Annotated in this window: 11 protein-coding genes and 1 pseudogene; 7 read left to right on the forward strand and 5 right to left on the reverse strand. The window is 54.9% G+C overall.

The features are described from left to right. Window positions 1-254 precede the first annotated feature (254 nt). Together ACSQ8V_RS38980 and ACSQ8V_RS38985 are read left to right on the forward strand one after the other, a co-directional pair. The gene (locus tag ACSQ8V_RS38980; RefSeq protein WP_436209572.1) at window positions 255-581 is read left to right on the forward strand and encodes a winged helix-turn-helix domain-containing protein; all 327 of its coding nucleotides are present in this window, start codon (window positions 255-257) and stop codon (window positions 579-581) included. Between the two features lie 301 nt (window positions 582-882). Continuing rightward, window positions 883-1,221 carry a DUF4148 domain-containing protein gene (locus ACSQ8V_RS38985; RefSeq protein ID WP_436186719.1) on the forward strand — a complete coding sequence of 113 codons (339 nt, stop codon included), beginning with the start codon at window positions 883-885 and terminating at the stop codon, window positions 1,219-1,221. Between the two features lie 834 nt (window positions 1,222-2,055). Here ACSQ8V_RS38985 and ACSQ8V_RS38990 read toward each other — a convergent pair. Next, window positions 2,056-3,621, reverse strand: a complete 1,566-nt coding sequence (locus tag ACSQ8V_RS38990; RefSeq protein ID WP_436209447.1) for an efflux transporter outer membrane subunit — start codon at window positions 3,619-3,621, stop codon at window positions 2,056-2,058. A gap of 2,315 nt (window positions 3,622-5,936) precedes the next feature. Here ACSQ8V_RS38990 and ACSQ8V_RS38995 point away from each other — a divergent pair. Beyond that, complete coding sequence (locus ACSQ8V_RS38995) at window positions 5,937-6,176, forward strand: hypothetical protein (protein WP_436186722.1); 240 nt, start codon at window positions 5,937-5,939, stop codon at window positions 6,174-6,176. Between the two features lie 1,729 nt (window positions 6,177-7,905). On the opposite strand, the gene ACSQ8V_RS39000 is transcribed toward ACSQ8V_RS38995, so the two are convergent. After that, window positions 7,906-9,327 (reverse strand): sensor histidine kinase, encoded by a 1,422-nt coding sequence (locus tag ACSQ8V_RS39000; RefSeq protein WP_436209448.1) that lies wholly within the window; start codon window positions 9,325-9,327, stop codon window positions 7,906-7,908. A gap of 1,249 nt (window positions 9,328-10,576) precedes the next feature. Between ACSQ8V_RS39000 and ACSQ8V_RS39005 the strand changes: the two are divergent. Further along, window positions 10,577-10,898, forward strand: a pseudogene (locus ACSQ8V_RS39005) (IS3-like element ISBvi4 family transposase); the annotation flags it as partial. Window positions 10,899-11,090: 192 nt separating this feature from the next. Here ACSQ8V_RS39005 and ACSQ8V_RS39010 read toward each other — a convergent pair. From ACSQ8V_RS39010 to ACSQ8V_RS39020, 3 genes are all read right to left on the reverse strand, one after another. Continuing rightward, window positions 11,091-11,774, reverse strand: a complete 684-nt coding sequence (locus ACSQ8V_RS39010; protein WP_436186724.1) for a response regulator transcription factor — start codon at window positions 11,772-11,774, stop codon at window positions 11,091-11,093. 2,633 nt (window positions 11,775-14,407) lie between these two features. Continuing rightward, a complete protein-coding gene (petA, locus tag ACSQ8V_RS39015; protein ID WP_436209449.1) occupies window positions 14,408-15,028 on the reverse strand; it encodes a ubiquinol-cytochrome c reductase iron-sulfur subunit in 621 nt (206 codons plus the stop codon). Between the two features lie 431 nt (window positions 15,029-15,459). Further along, entirely contained in the window at window positions 15,460-16,914 is a 1,455-nt protein-coding gene (locus tag ACSQ8V_RS39020) for a trypsin-like peptidase domain-containing protein (RefSeq protein ID WP_436209450.1), read from the reverse strand. Window positions 16,915-18,337: 1,423 nt separating this feature from the next. Between ACSQ8V_RS39020 and ACSQ8V_RS39025 the strand changes: the two genes are divergently transcribed. The 3 genes from ACSQ8V_RS39025 (at window position 18,338) to ACSQ8V_RS39035 (ending at window position 21,187) form a co-directional block, all read left to right on the forward strand. After that, entirely contained in the window at window positions 18,338-19,321 is a 984-nt protein-coding gene (locus ACSQ8V_RS39025) for a GMC family oxidoreductase N-terminal domain-containing protein (RefSeq protein WP_436209451.1), read from the forward strand. 196 nt (window positions 19,322-19,517) lie between these two features. Next, on the forward strand, window positions 19,518-20,450 hold the full coding sequence (locus tag ACSQ8V_RS39030) for a VOC family protein (RefSeq protein ID WP_436209452.1): 933 nt from the start codon (window positions 19,518-19,520) through the stop codon (window positions 20,448-20,450). A gap of 533 nt (window positions 20,451-20,983) precedes the next feature. After that, window positions 20,984-21,187 (forward strand): hypothetical protein, encoded by a 204-nt coding sequence (locus ACSQ8V_RS39035; RefSeq protein ID WP_436209453.1) that lies wholly within the window; start codon window positions 20,984-20,986, stop codon window positions 21,185-21,187. Window positions 21,188-21,193: the final 6 nt, after the last annotated feature.

Consider the following 21,193-nt stretch of genomic DNA (forward strand, 5'->3'; position numbering starts at 1 on the left):
TCGCTTCGAGGGAAGAGTTCGATGCGGTGGTCATTGCGGCGATTGGCCCAATACCTGTAGCAACTTTGCTCGAGGTAATTCCAGCCTTCGCTCGTCTTCCTGGTCCACCAGCCATTATTGTCGTACGCACACATGCTACGTCACAAGAGCGTAGCCTGATGTTACGCGCAGGGGCGGACGCATGTTTCGTGCAGCCGTATTCGTTTATCGAGATCCATGAACGGATGCTAACGCTGCGCCACACATCATCGCCTATGAACGACTCGCGTTCTGCAGTGGCCGCGTTAAAAATCGATTCGCTTACACACGAGCTGATCGAGGGGAGCAGGCGACTACTTCTCACCAAACGCGAATACCTGCTCGTAGAATGCCTCTTACGTCACAAAAACGCGCCCGTAGCGCGGGACCAGTTGATTGAGTATGCGTGGCCCGAAAAGGAAGATGCGGACCCTGCCAGTGTGAACCTGCTTGTATCGCGTTTGAGGCAAAAGCTAAAGGTCCAGGGGTTTGAAACGAGGATCCTAACGGTCAGCAGATATGGCTACCAACTCAATACAGATCGGGCCTCTGCATCGAGCTAATGAGCTTTGGCATTAGTGGCGTACTCAAGCGGACACACTCATTAATTGAAAGACTTGCCTCAGGTTCCGGCGAAAGAACACGCAGTGGCGGTTCTTTGCGTGCATCTCCCTCGCACCGGGCCTCTTACGGCAAGCTAACGAGATCGTGGGATCCTGCCGCTAAGTAATATTCGCATATTTCACAATTGTGTATCGTCGAAACGAGGGTTTTCCCTATCTTGAATCTAATCTATGCTCCTTCCATTCGCTTCTCATACAGCCTGTGTGAGTGAAGCAAAATCGCTTCTGGAGGTAGATGATTATGAGATCTTTAATCAAAGCTGTTGTGTTAACCATTGCGATCGCCGCTCCGGTTGCATCCTTCGCGCAATCGAAGCAATCACCTGTGACACGCGCACAAGTGCGCGCTGAACTTGTTCAGCTTGAGTCGGTTGGGTACAAGCCAGCTGCCGGTCGGGATCCGTACTATCCGGCCGATGCACAGATCGCGGAAGCACGCGTGGCCGCTCAAAACGAGCCGATACAAGCGGGAGTCGCCGAAACCAGCTACGGTACGTCCTCAAGCGGTTCGTCACAGTCGGGGCCCGCAACGCCAGCCGGCCGGTCGCCGTCGCAATCCATCTACTTTACTGGTCGATAGTCGACGCCAGGCACGGCAGTAGCACGCACGGAAAGCATAGCTGAAGGCTCGCGCCGTGCTCATTAGGTGGGACGCGGCGCGGCATCCTGAAGAGGTTTCTGTGCCGGACTGTCTGTGACGCCGGGGGAGTGCGAAGGCTGTTTTAGCGATCGCAATGGTTTCACATTAATGCGTCCGGAAAAGATCTTGCGCTCGACGTCAGCTCGATAGGGCGCATATTGGACACAGTGCGCGGTTGGCTTTCCCCGTCACTCTTTCATTCCCGTCGGTGCGCCGCGCGGCGTGCTTTGGGGGGGTATCCTCTGCTCTCGCGGCCGCGGCGGCGGCGGCGAGCACTGACCTTCTGATGTGACGGCATTCGCGCCCGCGGCGAGTTTCATCGTTTCTGCACCGCTTGCGGGGTTGGACCTTTGCGTGACGATTCGAGGGCTCAAGCTGCCGTTGTTCGCGCTGTTTTGAGCTAGTGCACCCGTGCTTCCGAGTGCACCGAGTAAGTACAACCCTATCACCGATATTTTCACGATTGCCTTCCGTCCGGGGACCGTTGGGGCCGATATCATACGATTCCATAGAAGAAGCAGCGCTTATGCTCCTACCCACGCGGGGGCGTGAGCCGGCATATCGTTCACCCGTTTGTGCCTGACGCCGCGCTCCGCCGCATTACGATTTGTTCCGCGCGATTTCATCGAGCGCGTCAGACAAGCGACAGATTCGAAGTCGCATCTCCCGCTTCGACGCTCCGGATGTACCACGGAAATCACGCTCTCTCAGATCACGCGTATTTTGCCAATTTCCGCCCGATCAAATTGCGCGACAAAACTCGCGGCCTCGCGGCTAGCTTGCCGGCTTTGTCTGCGTCACGTCTGGCACCGGCATTATCGATACCGACGAAACCGGACCCTTGCTGTTCGCGCTCGAGTTGTAATACGGAGTTGCATCGGGCTGACGTGGTGGGTCGCCCGCGTGCTCGATCCACCCCCCACCGAGGGATCTGTACAGGCCAACCAGGTTCGTTGCGCGCTGATATCGCGCCGTGATCAACAACTGCTGAGCCGTGTACAAATTAGTCTGCGCTGTCAGCACAGCAAGATAGCTGTCGACGCCATTGGTAAATCGCAATTCCGCTAACTGCAACTCGCGTCTTTGCGAATACACGTAGCGTTCCAGCGACCTGATCTGGTCGTCGTAGGTCCCGCGCGCGGCCAAACCATCGGCTACTTCCCGGAACGCCGTTTGGATCGCTTTCTCATAGTTCGCTATCTCGATGCGTTTCTGTACCTCTGCCAAATCCAGATTCGCGATATTCGTACCACCCTCGAAAATCGGTAGCGAAATCTGAGGGGCAAATGACCATGCTGCCGTCCCGGACTTAAACAATCCACCCAACGAAGTCGAGAGCGTACCGAAACTGCCTGTCAACGAAATCTTTGGAAAAAATGCCGCCCGCGCTGCTCCGATGTTCGCATTCGCCCCACGCAGCGTCTGCTCGGCCGCTACGATGTCCGGACGCCGCGTCAGCAAGTCAGAAGGCAAGCCCGCGGGGATATCGGCAAGCATGTCCTGATTATCGAGCGCTACGCCCGGCGGCAGGTCGGCCGGCAACTGCTCGCCGACGAGCAGCACCAGAGCATTCTCGTCCTGGGCCTGCGCCCGCATTTGTGATTGCAAGTTTGCCGAGACTTGCTCTAGGATGCCTTCCGACTGCCTCACATCGAGTTCCGTACCCACGCCGTTATCGAACTCCAGTTTAGTAAGCCGAAACGACTCCTGCGCCGTTTTTAGCGTGTTACGTGTGACGGTGAGTTGGTCGCCGTCGGCGAGCATCGACAAGTACTGGTTCGCGACCTGAGACACCAGCGCTATCTCCGCTGCCTTACGCGTTTCCGCCAGCGCAAAATATTGCGCGAGCGCCTGATCCTTCAAGCTGCGGATCCGGCCGAAGAAGTCGATTTCCCACGACGCATTCACGCCCACCGAATACTCGTTAACGATCGTACCGGGGAAGAACGAAAGGTCTCTCGGCGTGCGTTGCTTGCTCTGAGACCCTACCGCGTTGAGCGACGGAAAGAGGCTTGCGCGCGTAATCTGGTACTGCGAGCGCGCCGCCTCCACGTTCAGCATCGACACGCGCAGGTCGCGGTTGTTCTTAAGTGCCATTGCGATGATTTGCTGCAAGCGTGCATCGGCGAAGAAATCCCGCCAGCCGACATCAGGTGCTGGAGTGCTCTGTGCCGTGCGTCCAACTGACGCCTGCGAAGACGAGGCCGCCTGCTTGTCATAAACACCGCCCGTCGGAAACGACTGACTGACCGGGGCCGCCGGACGCTCGTATTTCGGCTGCAAGGTGCAACCGGCTCCAAGGATTGCAACGACCATCGCAGTCAAGGAAGGATGTCGCATCTCAATGCTCTCCCCGCATCTGGACCTGAATCGGCGAACCGCTGCTATTCCCATGTCCGTCATTTCCACGGCCACTTACATTCAGGCCCCGCGGCGCACCCTTACTCTTCGATATCTTGTCGACCCCGATCAAGAACGACGGGATCGTGAAAATCTTGAACCGCATTCCCGTCAGCATCGCGCCAATCGCGGTCATGCGGACCGTATGCGGGGTGGCTGAACCGCCACCGCTCCTACGGGAGCGCTGCAACATCCCAGCAAAGAGCAACTCGCCCGACACACCGTACGCAACGGGCACTCTAGTCAGCGACAGCTGCCAATAAGCCGCTCCTCGAGAGCCGCTCGACGCTGCCGCCGGCACGATCCTGTTCACACCGGCGCAGCGGCGAAACAATTCAACACCCCAAAATCTCCTGTTCATCGCCCGTGCCCACCACCGCGGCCGCCATGCCCCGCGCTTTGGATAGCGCCATTGGCATGTCCGCGCCCAGTCCAACGACCATGGCTATGGCTATAGCTATGCCAACCATTCTTACCATGCCGATAACTGGTGGCATCCCATCCCTGGCTTCCCCCCCAAAGACCAAATCCCGGATACGCGGTCTGGGAATCGATCGCATACGGATCGACATACTCATTAGGTACACTGAATGAATATTCGGATTCGAGATATTCCTCGTATCCATGATCTGGTGCGGTAGCACAACCGGTTAAAGCCCCTACAATTCCTAACATGACAACAATGCTAAGCACGGTCCTTTCGTCCAAAATGATCGCCAAAACAGACGTACCTCGTTCAATTCCGAGTGCATCCAACGTGGATGGCCTAGTTGCAACTTAGACGTTGTTGGACTCATTAAGCTGCTCGGCATACCAAAGATGGCCCTAGTTGTGTTGAGCATTTGCATATACGTCGACGATATCAAATGTTGTTCGCCATTTTTCTAACTTGAGCAACTGCTGGCATCCATCCGATCGAGTAGCAAGTACGGTTTCGCGGACGTCACGGCAAGTGCAGTAGAAGCGAGGCCAACAGCGCGCGTAGGAGCGTCGCGACAAATCAGAATCATGAGGAGCCTCCCAACCTACGAAAGCTGACGGACAGAAGCGCGAAGCCGTCTAAAACGCATCGGCAACAACTTCCATAACAAAGATCTGAGAGATGTAGCGACGGCAGAAGCAGACCACCAGCAACGTCGCTTTTCAAAGCGCTTCCATCTGGAAACAATGCATCGATTCAATACTCTGCGAAGTCAGTGTAACCTTGATATCAACCGAAGAAGCTGACGCTAGTTCGGCAACGTTTTACCGCTGAAGAGTCATCACATCTGTATAGCTAACCGCAATCTGCAGTACCGCTAGAGAGGAGGATCAGCCACATCTTTTCGGCGTCAGTTCTGGTGCCACGACCACGATGGCATTGAAGACTGCCAACAAGACGATCGCAGCAGTATTGCGACTGCAGCTTCACGCCACATCACTCAATTTCAAGCGGGAGCAATGTGAAACTCCTCATCAGGTGAAAATCTTTAAACTACAAAGACCACGAGTGATTGCTCGAAAGACGCTGCGCCATCGAACTGCCCTAGTATAGTTGGCATCAGTTTGAAAGATGTTTCACGATGGTGAAGCTTGCTTCATCTCCCGTATACGAAACGTAACGTGCGTAGAGGCCTAGATTTGAGAAGCCTTAGTTTCGATAATTTGAAGACTGAGATCGGCTCAAGAAAAGTGGACATCACCATTCGGTAAAATTGAAAGAATCGAGGTACAGACGAACCAGTTCTCCAAAGCGCTGTACGCGGAGGACTTGCAAGTTCAGAGTGACGACCAATTTGACGCACAACCTGCCGGTAGCGCCGAATTACTGGATCAACACTTCAGTGCCAACGCGCCGGATCAAACGTAGTGTTACCAGAGTATCTGCACCCCGACTGATGACGGCCGGCTGCTTATGACTTGGACCGCAGGCACGGCAAGTCAGCACTAGCCATAGATGATCGCAGCGGCCTTCGTACCGGAGACAGAGTCTGAGAAGAGCCAGTATTTTTTGTCATGAAAAGATTTGCAAAACAGCTTATCACTTTACATACTTGAAGGTTGATGGATAGGCCGCGTCGGCCGCGGCTTAGGTTAGGGCATCGTGGAAATCACGCTACTCAACTGCACTTCGCAAGGTCAAGGGCTTCGGCAGGAACCGACGCTCCAAGGCAACTCGACATCGTCAAGACGAAGCCTGCAGAAAAGCATAGCTCCATCTGGTTTGACAAGAGCGTTCATGCTAGGCTTCTTCTATACTAGCCATGGAGGTCTCTATGTCCGACGCCGTGTTTTCCGAGGAAGGTGACTATTTTACGTTTTCACGTGTATTCGAAAAAGAACCCGGACTTTTCGAAGCCTCTATTCTTTTTGAGCGCAAAAGTGATCATGTACATGTGCGCGTACCAGCGATGCGCCACAAGCTAACAACGACATTCAGCGACCGGAATGAAGCGATGCAGGCAGCGTTGAATTACGCTCGAGAACATGCCAAAAGCAAGGACGTAGGCGTCTAAACGCATCACCGTACCCTTGTGCAACCCGATTTCTGTGATGCCAGACTCCGATTCCCGTGGCGATCTAGCACGATCGATCCAACATCCAGGGCCGCTTTCCCTCGTTTTAAATCTTGGTTGCTAGCAGCAACGTGGCAGATCACCAACTATTAGTATAGCAAATTGTAGTACTACGAAATTACAGAGTTCGACGAGAAAAACGGATCATCGTCGAACTCTCCGACAGGCGCTACGCCGCTCGGTCAGCATCGTAGCTTCGGATCCGCATCCCGGATCTCCGCGCAAGTTCCGCTTACCGTTATTCCGAAGCAAGACACTATTGGACTCGTGGGCATTGCCCGTGCGAGGCGAAGCGCCCACAGCTGGTAATGCCGCCAAGTTACTGGTTGCAGATCTGATGAATGACGCATCCCTGCGGATGTGCCAGGCCGCCAGTAATCGACAACATTGCCATCCGTGCCTGATTGTCGTCCTCTCTGATCCTCCCGCGCATCCCGGCCTTCGACAAAGGTGGCCGGTGTGCGGAATAAATCCGGCGATAAGGAGCAGAGTCCCAAAACAAAGTTTCTTCGAATCGAACACTGGATATCCTTTGCCGTTGTCTTTGTGCTTGTCCGCGGAAACGCCTTATTTAAAAGGATCTTGCGATCAAGTTCGACACATACGACATAGTGGGGACTTCCAGTGCATCCCCCAAAGCGTCGCGTCCGAGTGGTCGATCCAGAGATGCTCGATTGAATTGAAATTCTATTCGGGTAATCCTTCGATTCAAGCGGTCCGCCTGAGCCCAGCTGACTGGCGATAAGCGGTGTTTCAATGCCAAACATGCTCGTGAAGCGACGGATGATTAAGAATTTTAAGGGGCAGGAAGCAACTGCTATTAACCATCTGATTACGCTGCGTTGTTGCGACATATCACGATCTCCTGATTCGATCTTGCGAAGCACCGCACGCTCGCACCTGCGCGATGACCCGATAGCAAGCGGCTAGTGAACAGACCTCTATCTGTCGGGACCCGTGTTTGAGATATCGCGGATCCTCACTGAGATAGTCGTTTAGACTGCATCTCTCAAGGCAGTTCTCCTAAAAATCGGACAACTCCGCCATCGATATTTAACGGTTCAATAATCGTCTGCTACCATGATCAGCAGCTTGAACCTGAGCGCGTCGGGATGCCATTCCATTGCAATGACAATTGTTTTATTTATGGAACAATCCACTGCGGCCGTCAACACGAGAACCACTGAGACGCACACACATCGCCCCCGGAGGAACATAGTCACGGGCCCAAGAAAAATCTCATTGAATATGAATTTCATAAAGAATACAGGAGATCACATACCGTCGAGTCTGTTCGCCATGTGTGCAACGGCCGCGCAGTCTGCTGCCCGACGGAACATCGGCGAGCACACAACCGCAAGGCCAACTCTAGTTCAGACGACCGAGAGCTGTCCGGAAACCAGCGCACAAGTGCGGACGGTAATTCAGGCACAGAACGATGGTTAGCTCGCTTACTTGAAGAAGACGGCGCTCCACCATCAATGCTTGAATCAAGGAAACGATAACTGAAGCAGCGAAACCGATTTCATCGTCGGGAACTTGACGCCCCGCAAGATTGCGAAAATGCGAACACTGGCCCGGTAAAAAAAGGGCTACGGCCTTTTCGAATTTCCGCTGCAGGCCCGCGACCCGATGTTCCGGCGACGTCGAAACATCACTTCGCGAGAGGTTATTCGAGGGTATGTGGCCAGCACTCAACGGTGATCGCCGCACCGGGATTCGCGCTACCGATCCTCACGCCGAAGTCATGCATCCGGATGATCGCCGACACGATACCTAGACCTAGTCCAACACCGGCCAAATGCCGAGCCACCTCACCCCGGTAAAAGCGTTGAAAAACGGCGGTGCGCTCACGCTCGGGAATTCCTGGCCCATTGTCCGACACGACGAGCGAGGTACCAACAGCGCTGGATTCGAGCTCGACGCGAACGGTGCCCCCTTTGGGAGCAAACTTGATTGCATTGTCGAGTAGGTTGCTGAACGCCTCAAACAGCAATGCGCGATCCCCGTGGACAGGTAACTCCATATTCATACTGCTTTCGAGGCTTATGAGCTTCTCCTCCGCAAGTGGCCGATAGAGATCACATAGTTCATCGACAAGACCCTGCAAGCTCAACATGTCGAACCCGCCTCGTCGATGTAGCGCTCCGATCTCTGAAATCCGCAACATAGCTCGGAATCGATCAAGCAACGAATCAGTCTCGAGACGTGCTTGAGCGAACATGCGTGCCACGTCTTCATCTCCCAGGTCCTGCGCTCGAACAGCGATGTTGCCGAGCAAAGTACGCACGTGTGCGAGCGGCGTGCGCAAATCGTGTGCAATACCATCGCAGACGCCTTTGACCTCGTGCATAAGTCGCTCGACCTCGTCCAGCATGTGATTAACCAAATGGGAGAGCATGTCGAGTTCGTCCCGACCTCCCACTGGCAGTCGCAGCCTCAGGTCGCCTCGTGCGATCTGCAAGGTGGCGTGCTGTATGTCTGTTATTCGACGCATTTGTCGCAGGCTCAACACTAGACCGGTTGCCAAGCTGGCCACGAGACAGAGGATGCCGCCGAGGAGCAAAGCCTTGATCAGCTCCGCACGAATGTGCCGGACTTCGGCAAGGTTCCGGGCCACTACCAATTTCGTTCCATCAAACCGGCGCTCGGCGATGGCACGCACGACCGAAGTTGATGCGCCCTGCCCAAGCGTCAACGTGCGGCCTTCGAATAGGCTATGGACTTGCGCTGCACTGTCGAGCTTAAGGCCATCAGGGAAGGAGGATATGTTGCCAGCGAGGTACCGACCGTCAGAAGCGAACAGGCCATAGTAGTCGGAGTGCAACTGCTCTCGCCCGATTCTCTGCGCCACGACCATGGAGACGTCCGTATCATCCAGCGAGTCGAAATAGCGTAGTTGCCAACGAATCCCAATGTCCGCCTCCTGTTCCATCGCGTGAGTCGCCGACACTTCTATGCAACCCAACAGCGACATGCTCGACAAGATAAAAATGACCGCATATATCGATAGCCAACGAAATGTCGAGGTGTGCCAACGACGCCCCAACCGGGAAGAGGGAACGGAATCCTTCAAGTCTGTTGCAATCATTGGGTCCTCGATTTCGATGCATTCGGCGAAAGCGCCGCCAACGTCAGGTCTGCAGCGGTCGTCTGCGAGATTGGTAGCGTCGATATGTACAAGGCTACAGCGTACACAGCATGAAGCTGGATCGGGCCGATCACGGCCTTGGGTCGATGTGACGTCTGCCGTGATCCTATCCAACTTCTGCGCACAATGTCCGGCGACACGGCTGTAAAAAACTCATGAAAATGAAGATTGATTTAAGCCAGTTTGCATGACGGGACCACGATGCTTTTCACCGCAAGAACAAGCGATACTTGCGCTTCGCCCTCATCGAAGGCGACTTGCTATTCCTAATACTGATCCCACACCCACAAGCTGGAAACACTCTAACGAACTCAGCTATCGGCATGCTTACGCAAGCTCATAAGCAGCAGTAAAGCGCTCTTTTAAAAAAGAACTCTTAACGAAAATGAACTGCCCTTGTTTCGTCCCTCCGATTATGCGTTAGCTCAAACCTGACGGGCTCGTCAAGTTGGGCCAACGTCACGCCATGCGTGTCTTTGCTCACGTAAACGACCTCGCAAGGTTGGGCCCTGCCATTTGGTTGCTTGAGACATTTGCTGCCACAACCACCCCGAAGCATCAACCTGCTAGAACCGCCTCTTGGCGTGAGGCTATTCGCCGTTCCACGCGAATGCTATACCTTTCGGAATCGCACAGTACATAACTCGAAGTGTGCAGCACGATTGTCCGAAAACTCGGTGCGCTCGAGTGCAGCCTGACAAGCGAACGCGCGAGTCAGTTGGAAAATTCAGCATTTTCGCCGCTACCACGTTCGCAGCGAGCTCCGGGTCTTGCTTCGGCCCTCTTGCTGCCATCGGTGGCGCCCCATGACCCCGTTCCTTAACCCTGGCATTGTGAAAAACGTTTCATTATTGCGTGCCCGTTTCGACACCGTTTGAGCGCTAATGTATCCAAGACATTGGGCGGTGTATAAAGCGCCGCGTCACAGACAATCTGCTAATTCAGCTCTGAGGAGAACATATTGCAAAAACTATCTGCAATCCATACACGCAGGCGCAACATACTTTGTTGCGTCGCAATCGTCTTTCTAGTGTCGGGTTGCGCTTCCATGAATGGAAACTCAACGGACCCTAACCAGTGTGTCGGCCCACCAGGTTTCTGTACGCCGTATTTCGGATCGTGACCCGCGTGAGGCCGGCTGAAAAAAGTGGACACCTCCATTCCGTAAAATTAATAAATGGAGACGCGGATGATCCGCATCCCCAAGGCTGTGTGCACGAAGGAGTTGCGTGAAGAGTAGTAGAGCTGGCAATGACCGAAGACATCGGCATGTCCGAACCCGCGCGCTGACTGCCAATACCGATGAAGACTTTGGCGAACTGCATGCGTGCAGCAAAGGCTCGCAAGCTGAAGAGCGTTGGGCAGTATCGGAAGCCCCTGACGGAGGTCGAAGTTGAGGCTGGACTCGGCTAGGTCAAGCGGGAATCAGTCGAAGTGAAAATGCGGTGCGATTTGCTAAACAAATTCCTGACGTACTTCGCGAAGGAGCCATGGGGAAAGCCGGCGTGATTGTAATAGCGCTATAAGCGCCCGACTGGCGCAGTATTGTGCGTGATCGCGTTTGTCGCCGATCAGCCAACGAAGCCGATCCACAACGTTGCGAATCGGTGATCGAAAGCCAGCGCAAGCTGGGGCGTGCCAGCCGCGCCTGGGTTGCAAGGGAAAAATCTCGGATGAATGGAACATGGCTGATCAAGGAACGTTTATGCCAAGATGTACCCGGAGCCCCGAACCGTCTGGATGAGCGCCTTGGTGCCCTGCTGATCAATCTTTCTGCGGAGGCGCCCCATGTGAACGTCGATCAGATTCGTACCCGGGTCGAAGTGGTATCCCCAGACCACTTCAAACAGCATCGTCCGCGTGATCGTCTGACCAGAATGCCTGACCATGAATTCAAGGATGCGGTATTCAGTTGGCAACAATGCAACTTCCACTTCATTGCGAGTGACCTTGCGGGATACCAGATCGACCTTTAGCGGACCCGCCTCAAGAACCGTTGTGTGGTTCGGCAAGTGATTAAGTCGTCGGCGCAACAGCACGCCCACACGCGCAGCGAGCTCCTCAGGATCGAAGGGCTTAGTAAGATAATCATCACCTCCGGCTCGCAGACCGCGTATTCGTTCGTCAACGTCTCCGAGCGCGCTAAGCATCAGCACAGGTACTTGGATACCGGCGGCACGGATGGCGGTAAGAATCGTAAGGCCATCCAATCCCGGAAGCATCCTGTCCAGCGTGATTATGTCGTGTTCGCCTCCCATCGCCCGGACAAGGCCATCGTGGCCATTGCTGACGCACTCAACGGCGAATCCACCTCTCTCGAGCTCCGCGACAATTTCGTTCGCGCTCACTGGGTCGTCTTCTATAGTCAATACGCGCGCTTTGGTCATTTCCCCCGCTCCCTCGATTGCGCCGACAGAAAGGGAGACGCCGTTCCCAACCACTGTGCAGAAACGATGTCGCGTGCGGGCCGTCGGCAGGACGCCACATACAGGCTACAAGAATGAAGTCGATAACCGACCTGTGGGGGCCGCAGGCTTAAACACGGAGGATGCGTACCAACATGATCAGCATGTCGGCCGAAACGTCGAAGATCAAAACCGGCATTCAAAAAACGCGCGTACCGGTCGATATGGTCAGGTGACATCTTCCCTGCCTGTCTCATTTATCAACTCGAAAGCAGTATGAAGGTGAATCTGCAACAACCTTACGATATTGTCGGCAGCTTCACCAAAGCATTTTCATGAAACTTTATTTAAGTTACTGATTTGACGATGGAGGCTTCGTCCTGACGACTGAAGTGTCTGCGGACGAACAGGCTTAAATCACCGATAATTTTCTCGGAGGTTTTAGTAGTGTTGGTAGATTTCGATGCCTGCGTGACTAAAGAATGATCAGCAATCTTTGGCCGTGGATTGCGTATGCGGCGTACTGACAGGATTGCAGCGGACTGCGAAAACGCTTCCCTTGGCTTGAGTCGCGCGCCTGCCTCCATCCTGTTGCCAGGTTCGTTGGCCTCTTCATACGTCCAACGTCCAGCGCAAATGGAGACCGGAACAAGCGCAGCGGACTAACGCGCGACTGGCACCCCACGGAATCCAAGTTTACAACTTGAATTAAAACTCCTCAGAGGTGATGAGCCCCGGTCGAGCTCACCCTCGGTGAGCCGATGAAACCGCCAACATGAACAAAAATTCACTTAAAGGTAGCAGTGGCCTAAAATATCAACTGAGTCGTCAAGGAGTTTGATATGCCTCAGTCAATGATTGGCTTCGTGGTGGGCCTGGCAGTACTTTTGGTGATCGCCCTCGTGCCTGGGCGCCGTTATCGGCAAGGAGGCTCCCGAGAGCCTCTTGGAGGACGGAGCGACGCTGAAGGATCAACCGATGCGAAACGTTGAAATTTTCATGAATAGCTAGGAACCGCTGAGAGATTCGCCGGTTGCGTCGATGTTCGTGGGCCTGTAAGGACGCACCTTGAGCGAGACGAATGGTTCTCTATCGCGGTAGGGAAAAGCGGGGGAAAATCGGGACGACGCGAATACATCATGGACTTGCGCGTCTGCAGGGCAGTTCGCTGCGTATGTACCCTGTAACTAGCGCGATCGCCATCATCCTAACGAATTGCTTCATTTTCACTTCATAGACTGGATTGCGAAGCCAACTTGGCCCTCCGGCCACCGGCCCCACAGTCGCTGCATACGCAACGTAGCTTTATTGAACAGATGCTTTTTTGTGATTCTACGCTCTGCAGCCGGATCGTAATGGCCAGGTCTTTTTGAGCGGCGTTGGTGAAGAATGAGCGAGGGGCTGTAGAACGGGCGCCGCCCAGCAATTTCCGACCGGCCCGTCGCTCTGTCCAGCTGTCTGCACGAGACGCTCCGCATCGAACTATCAGCGGAGTATCAGACGAGAAACCGGATGCGTCATCATGCTTCGCGGCGCGGTGTGACCAGACCGCTTTACAACGAAGCAAGACAATGCGTCAGGGAAACGATTTTGCCCATCTACCTCGGCCTTTCAATGAGTGGCCTGATCAATTTGAACGATACCGGTCGAGATCGATCGAATCGCGCAAAGCTAACCGAACCGCAAATTTCATATTCGTGATCGACGACTGCCTCTTTTGTATGCTGGCCGCCTATGTTCACGAGCCATGGGCAGCCAGCTACAATTTTAGGAGTCCGATGACCGTGCAGCTCCTGAAGTCACTCACGCCGGCACTGCACTCTTGCTCGATAGCAACGGCCACTCCGCAATCCTATTTTCAACAGCACGCTGACAATAGCTGCAGTGTGGCGAATGGTCATTCCCCGAAAACATTGGTTTGCCAATGAAACGTCAAACCAAATTATGCGGAAAGCGCGTAGCAGAAGTATTCAGCCGGTTAGCCCTCTCCGAGGGCTGATACGGGGAAATGCCGCTCTGGCTCAATTGAACTGACGCTCTGGCCTAGTGATGAGGATACAGCAGACGAGGTGCCCGGTATTTCAGCTTTGGAGTAGAAGTCTCATAGGACCCTCCATAAGAAAATCCGTAACCAGAGCTTGCGCCCCCGGAAAGTGTGCTTTTCGGTTGCAATGTTCTAAAAGGTCTGAGAGAGAGAAAACAGCACCTAAGCCCATGTCCGCCACTTTTGTGAACGTGCGGCGGGTAGCTGGAAGACGCCGGCGATTGATCGAGCTCCACAGCTAACGCTAGCGGTATCGGTGCAGCAACCACTGCAGCTGCAATCAGCAAGGCTCTCACAGTATCTCCTGTCACATAACCCGTTGGTACGAACCAACACGTGGTCAGACTAAGTGTGGCATCAGCGATGGTATCGGAAGCCAGTTGGGCCTCGAAAAGCACTGGCCTTCTACCCGAAGTCTAGCGTTGCGAAAAACTCAGGGACATTGGGTTTCTCCCGGTATGGTCAGAGAAACGACAAACCCCCGCGGCTAGGGACTGACCTCTCGAACACACTGCTTCTAATCTTGAAATCCACTCATGTCTGCTGCAGCCCGGAACAAGGGGTGCATCGATCAGGCTTCCCCCCGCTCGTCCTGCCCAATCAACACGCTCGCGGACGATGCGAACATATAACGCGGCACGTCCAGGTTTTGCGGTGCCGGTTTGTTCATAAACACACGGCCCGCCAAGTCATACGTCGAGCCATGGCATGGGCACAGGAAGCCTCCGGTCCAGTTGTCAGGTAGATTGGCTTGTGGACCCTCTTCAAATCGCGGTCTGGGTGTGCACCCAAGATGCGTACAAACGCCGACGACGACAAGAAGATTCTGGTGATTCTCACGCGAGCGGTATTCATTCCTGCAGTAGTCCGGCAACGGCATGGAGAACGGATGGCGAGTAGAAGGGTCTGCGACCAGTGGGTTCGCCTTGACCACATCTGCCAGCATTCTTCGTGTCCGATTGACGAGAAACACCGGCATTCCGCGCCAGGAAACCGTCATCATCTCACCCGGTCTCAGCGAGCTGATGTCCGCCGTGACTGGTGCGCCCGCTGCTCTGGCTTTGTCAGATGGCGCGAACGACTCCACAAACGGCACAAGCGTAGCAACACCACCGATGCCTCCTGCGACCGATGTTGCAATCAACCATTTGCGACGGCTACCGTCCACGCGATCTGTCTGGTCGGCTCTCAATTCGCGCTCCAATCATTCAAGGCCATGTCTATTTGATAGTGATTCTTTCGAGGGGTTCTGCGCCCTAACAGAACATTTTTAGTAATCCAACCGAGGCCACATCATCGACTGTCGGTGTCGCACATCGCTGGACAGGTATATCTGCGAGATAGTCGTTCCCGGAGTTCGTCTTCCCGACAAACTCGAAAACAAGCGGATAGCTACGCATTGCGCCCATGACTGCCGCGGACTGATCGCTTCCCACACCTCCGGACAAGTAACTCATGTGACCCGCGTGCTGCACTGGCGGAAGGCTCGCCGGTACAGCCACCGCAACCTGTGTGCCTCCGGCGAGCACTAGAATCGCGAAAATCAATCGCAATATTGAACATGACTTCATGTTGACCTCCCTCGATAGTATCGAAATGCGGGAGCATCCGGCGCAGCTGCACCTATCCTAATTCGATCGCCACGAAAATCGGATGACCATCACGCTGAACCAGCAGCCTAACGTTGTTACCGGCGTTGTTGAGTTCTTCCTGCGACTGAGCTGCGCTTGACATCGGTGCATTGCCGATCCGCGAGATGATGTCTCCCGGTTGAATACCAGCCAGCGCCGCAGGGCCTGAGCTCTGCTCAACGCGCACACCGCCGGTCACCCCAGCCTTTCGTTGCACTTCGGATGCCAGACTGCACGCCGTCAAGCCAATCTGAGCATCCGTGGTCCGAGTGGGCACGTCCGAGGCAAACGCGTAGCGCCGCATAGACTCCAGTGCGACCGAAGCCTCATGGTTCTCATGGTCCCGCCAATATCCAACGCTCGCCACGGACCCCGGGCGCAAGGCCGCTATGGCCATCGGCAATTGCGTTGAGTCGGCGATCGTTACACCGTTCACCTGCAGGATGATGTCTCCGGCACGCAAGCCAGATTTGGCCGGTGGACCGTTCTCGTCGACTGAACTGATAAGCGCGCCGACCGGCTCGGCCATCCAAAAGGAATGTGCGAGAGCGGCGGTCACCTCCTGAATAGTCACGCCCAGGTGGCCAGGTTCGACTTTCTCATGAAGCTTCAATTGCTGCTCGATGCTCATTGCGACATCAATCGGAATCGCGAATGAAGGACCCTGAAAAGCACGGTGAACGGGCGCTTGGATCCCGATGACATCGCCGTTCAAATCGAACAGCGGCCCACCGGATTCACCCGCGTTAAGGGTCAGGTTAGTTTGAATCAGCGGGATATAGCTTTCGTCCGGAACTAATCGCGATTTGCTGCTGATAATGCCGGCGGTAACCGTATTTTTAAAACCATAAGGTAAACCGATCGATACGGCCCATTGACCTACCTTCGCTTCCGACGGTGTCCCGATTGTCACCGCCAGTAGGCCGTGTGCATCGACTTTCAGCAGCGCAACATCGCTTTGCGGGTCTATGCCAACGATGGTGGCCTTGAATTCGCGGCGATCGGTCAGCTTGACCGTGACTTGCATCGCGTCTGCGACCACTTTGGCGTCGGTAAGGATGTATCCATCAGGGCTGGTGATGAAGCCGGAGCCAAGGTTTCTCGAGGGCAAGATGCCACTAGCGTATGGGTTAGGCAAAAATTGTCTGAAGAACTGGGCGAACGGGTCATGTTCACTCGACGCGGGTGGCCAAAGCGGCATCAGACCAGCAACAGTGCTTCCGCGAGCCGCACTGATGTTGACCGCGGTGGACCCATCGCGCCGCGCAAGCTTTGAGAAGTCCGTGGCAATTCCTATGGACAGCATGTGGGGTACTGTTGGCGTGGCGCTGACGCGCGTCGCTCGCGGCACCGGCGATGAATAGTTCGACCGGGTCATGCACGCGACAAACAAAGCCGCCACTAGAGACGCCTCGACCCGCGCGCGTAGCAGATTCCCGATTCGCATAGCCTTGCTCCAACCGACGTGGAACAGAGCGCCATCTCACGACAGTCGCGCGTGAGACACGCGTACATATGTCACCACGACGATTGGAGCCTAGGACGATCGGCTTAAGGAATACTTAAAGTTCTGCGCAGAGGAGCTTAGGATTGTTAAGTCAGTATTGAACCACGTGGCCACCGTCCTCGATAGCCGACGCGGAGAGTCCCGAATTCGACAAGACTTGATCCTTCCGATCACTTCGCGCACTCGTGTAGTGCACTTGCCTTGTGGTGAGACGGTACTCACGCTTGAATACGCCGCAAACTTCGGCATGGTTCGTTCGCCTCTTGCAATGAGTCGGGACGCCCTGCGCCGCCGAAGGTGCGAGGTATGCGCGATGGGCAAAGACGGCGTAGGGAGACCGCACGATCTGTGAACGTGCCGAATTCAATGGTTATCGTCTCGAGCGCAAGCCCATATTGGTGCAAGCCCCAAGCACGATCATGCAGTGCTCAGAATATTCACGGCCAAAATGGTGACGGGTTGAGGAGCACCGGGCAGTTCAAGCAGGCAGCCGAATCCGCATCTGAATCGCAGGCTGGGGTTCACTTGCGAGACAGGAAGGATATTTTTGCATTGACCTGGAACCATATTTTCGCACTGAGGTAACGGCGCAATAAGGCTCTCAGCGTCTCGAAAAAACGCACGTGGAAACATATTTCTGCATTCTGTCGAAACTGGCAGTATATCTTTGCAGTTTGTTTCGCCTGGGTCCGAGAGGCATGCGCGGCCCTTGTTCATTGGGCAATGCTGCGTTGATCCGGGGCCGTCAATCTGGTTATCGGACAGGCGAACATAAGACCCTCTTCTCAAGCTGCAACCAGAGATGGGTGCTGTGCACATCCCATTGCAAGACTAAGTGAACTTTAGCTTCATGTCATTTATGACTCTCTTTAATTCAGCATTCGCTTAAGATAAACCACATAGCCTTTAACCACTCCAGACCAGAACGACGCTGTATGCGAGACGCGAACCTGGCAGTGGACGAACAGCACCGGCAACGCTCAAGGATTTTCGATGCAAAGGGTTAGACATGACCATTCCCGTTGGGTTATCGAAAGCAGCGTCCTCGCGATGGTGTTGATCGGGTTAGTCGCCGGCACGACAGCCATAATTTGTCTGTTCGCCGCGGTATTAAAGATTTCTGACCTTTTCTGATCATCGCGGGCTGCGTTACCGGACACGGTCATTGACACTGGCTCCAGAAGAACTTACAAACGGCACACAGGATTGATTCTTGCGGGATCGTAATGAGCAAGTGCGACCAGCGGCAAGGGCTCTGCACCGATCCCAGTCGAGAGTTAAGCCATCGCCTCTGCTTTTGCAGCCACTATTGTTCGCTAACAACAAAGCTCATTAAGAACCCATGAATCGTTACGACGTCGTCGTGATCGGCAGCGGCTCCGGAGGCGCATCGCTTGCCCATAAGCTTGCGTCCACCGGCAAACGCATCCAGTTGCTGGAACGAGGCGATTATCTAAAGAGGGAGCCGGCCAACTGGGATTCCAATACGGTATTCGTCGACGGCATCTGTCAGACAAGCGAAACATGGTACGGCGGCGATGGACGCAAGTTTCATCCGGGACTTCATTACTATGTCGGCGGCAACTCGAAGGTTTACGGAACGGCACTCTTCAGGCTAAGCGAGCGCAACTTCGACGAGCTTCAGCACAAGGCAGGCGTGTCACCCGCGCGGCCACTGAATTTGGCCGACTATGAACCGTATTACGGGGAAGCCGAGCGCCTGTTCCACGTCCACGGAGAGCGCGGCGAAGAGCCCTCCGAGCCGCGATCGAGCAGGCCCTTCCCTGACCCGGTTGTGTCCCACGAGCCGCGCATTCAGGCACTTCACGACTTATTGGAGAAGGCGGGTTTGCATCCGTTTCACTTACGGCTTGGCATTCTTCTCGATGAGAAGAATGCCAAGGTCACACCGACAAGCACCTGCATCCGCTGGGACGCTTTTGATGGCTTTCCTTGTTTGCTGAACGGCAAAGCTAATGCTCAGGTCGTGTGCGTCGATCCTGCGCTCGCCGCTTACCCCAACCTCACGCTGATGACGCATGCCTACGTCACCCGGCTTCAGACCGACGCATCAGGGCCAACCGTTACCGGCGTGCACGTCGAGCAAGCGAGCGTGCCGGAACGCTACACAGCGGACATCGTCGTGGTCGCTTGCGGCGCCCTTTCGTCAGCCCTTTCTGCTATTGCGTTCCGCAAACGAGATGCATCCGAATGGGCTTGCAAATGGCTCCGATCAGGTCGGCCGCAATTACATGCGGCATCACCAGTCAATCCTGATGGCGCTGGTGCGGGAACCCAGCGAAACCGCGCTCCAGAAGACACTCGCCATCAGCGACTTTTACTTTGATGCCGATGACCGGGACTACCCGCTCGGCCTGATCCAGATGTGCGCGACGTCTCACGCTGAGCAGATCCGAGACGAGGCAGTGCCTCAATAGGGCACCGGTCAGACACGATCGGGGACCAGCCGGCGGTCCTTATGACCGTCCAGCTTCACATCGAACCCGTGCATCGACCGGGACACTTTCGCTAGCGGAGGAGCTATGAACACGGGACATGTCAATCGCATTGTGCGCATCAGTCGCAACGTTTCGGAGCTGGACCGTAGTGTCGCTTTTTACCGGGAGCGCCTCGGTTTTCAGTCGAGTGGCCTAGCATTCAGGATGGAGGATGCGCTGGTCGGCCTGCTTGGCTTCGGGGACCGTGCAGTGAACGTGCAGCGTATGCGCCTCGGCGCGCAGGAACTGGAACTTACGGAAGTCGGTACAAACGCGCGTCCGTACCCGGCGAACAGCACATCGGCGGACCTCTGGTTTCAGCACTTCGCCATACGCTGCAATAACATCGACAACGCAATTCGACAGTTATACCGGCTTGACAGCACATCTGCCCTGCCGGCAGCTATCTCTGGTCAACCGGGCGCAGTACCGTCGCCCATACAGTTACCCCCGGGTAGTGGGGGCGCAACGGCGTTCAAGTTCCGCGATCCGGACGGACACCCAGTAGAACTGCTTCAGCTTCCCGGCGATTCCGCTGCCGGCGGCGGTGCGCAACAGGCTTTTCCCAACAAAATCGATCACTCCGCGATCAGCGTATCCAACGTCCAAGCGAGCATTGAGTTCTATACCGAAGTCTTGGGTCTGAGGGTCGGCTCCCATCAGACCAATTCGGGAAGCGAACAAGGCGCGCTCGACTCGTTGAAGGACGCAGTGGTTGAGGTTATCGCGCTTGAAACCTTTCCGCAGATAACGCCTCACATTGAGCTTCTCGGCTACCGCAGTCCGGTTCGAACGGCGCTTAGGCAGTTTGCCAGCCCGACTGACATCGCGAGTGACAGGCTCGTCTTATATTTAAGTGGTTTGCGAGGCGTCGTGGCAGCGCTGAACGCCCCGTCTCAGGTTCTCCGGTTGGATTCGAATGAGTCAGCGACGCTGATTACCGACCCTGATGGCCACCTTCTTTTGCTGGTCGAATAAAGGTCGGTTGCCGCAAGGTGGCGTGACCGACGAAGCGCTCCTGCTCAAGATTTCTCGCTAGCGGCATTCACGCAACGTGAATTTATCAATCGCCCCGGTCACCCCGCTCCTTAGTCTACCGTTCTGGCTGGGTACCTTAGGTAGACTATCTGGCGCTACGCCAAGCCTCCGGGCGTGCTTCGTTACCCGATCCATAACATGATCGTGGATTAAGATCTCCTTAAGATTCAATGCATATTCTCTCTATACGAGTCGCAGGCGCTACTTCGCCGCTTCCACGACGGTTTTCCCCACGTGTCAGCCGGTAGACGACCGTTCGATTCGCGCTACATATTGAAGCGGTTTGGGAAATACGGTCCTGGCTTTTCTGCGTTCGTCTCCGCTCCTACCAATCCTAGCTTCGCCCGGGAACGTGAGCTGATGCCACTTTCTTCGCAGTCTTAATTATCTACGTCTTGACTTATATAGGCAGAGCGAGCCGAATGCCATTTCGAATTAACATCGGGCCAAGAGAAACGAACGACAGAGAACTTATGAAACGCTTCCTTAGTCATCACGAAATTGCAGCATTACTGTTTTTGGCATCTGCTCCGGCCCTGGCGGTCGCGAATACGCCCGATATCAACGCACTTTCTCAAGAACAGTTGGTGGAATTTGTGACTTTGCCCTCGCAAGTCTCTGTGGTTCAACTGACACCGGACGGACGTGCGCTATTGAAGCGTCTCAGTGCGGCATGAGCCAAG

This window comes from Caballeronia sp. LjRoot31, from assembly GCF_964253885.1.
GTDB lineage: Bacteria > Pseudomonadota > Gammaproteobacteria > Burkholderiales > Burkholderiaceae > Caballeronia.

Excerpts from the sequence above, each read along its gene's own strand:
- ACSQ8V_RS38980 (WP_436209572.1), top strand. The coding sequence starts at position 255 with ATGAACGACTCGCGTTCTGCAGTGGCCGCGTTAAAAATCGATTCGCTT.
- ACSQ8V_RS38985 (WP_436186719.1), top strand. The coding sequence starts at position 883 with ATGAGATCTTTAATCAAAGCTGTTGTGTTAACCATTGCGATCGCCGCT.
- ACSQ8V_RS38990 (WP_436209447.1), bottom strand. The coding sequence starts at position 3,621 with ATGCGACATCCTTCCTTGACTGCGATGGTCGTTGCAATCCTTGGAGCC.
- ACSQ8V_RS38995 (WP_436186722.1), top strand. The coding sequence starts at position 5,937 with ATGTCCGACGCCGTGTTTTCCGAGGAAGGTGACTATTTTACGTTTTCA.
- ACSQ8V_RS39000 (WP_436209448.1), bottom strand. The coding sequence starts at position 9,327 with ATGATTGCAACAGACTTGAAGGATTCCGTTCCCTCTTCCCGGTTGGGG.
- ACSQ8V_RS39010 (WP_436186724.1), bottom strand. The coding sequence starts at position 11,774 with ATGACCAAAGCGCGCGTATTGACTATAGAAGACGACCCAGTGAGCGCG.
- ACSQ8V_RS39020 (WP_436209450.1), bottom strand. The coding sequence starts at position 16,914 with ATGCGAATCGGGAATCTGCTACGCGCGCGGGTCGAGGCGTCTCTAGTG.
- ACSQ8V_RS39030 (WP_436209452.1), top strand. The coding sequence starts at position 19,518 with ATGAACACGGGACATGTCAATCGCATTGTGCGCATCAGTCGCAACGTT.
- ACSQ8V_RS39035 (WP_436209453.1), top strand. The coding sequence starts at position 20,984 with ATGAAACGCTTCCTTAGTCATCACGAAATTGCAGCATTACTGTTTTTG.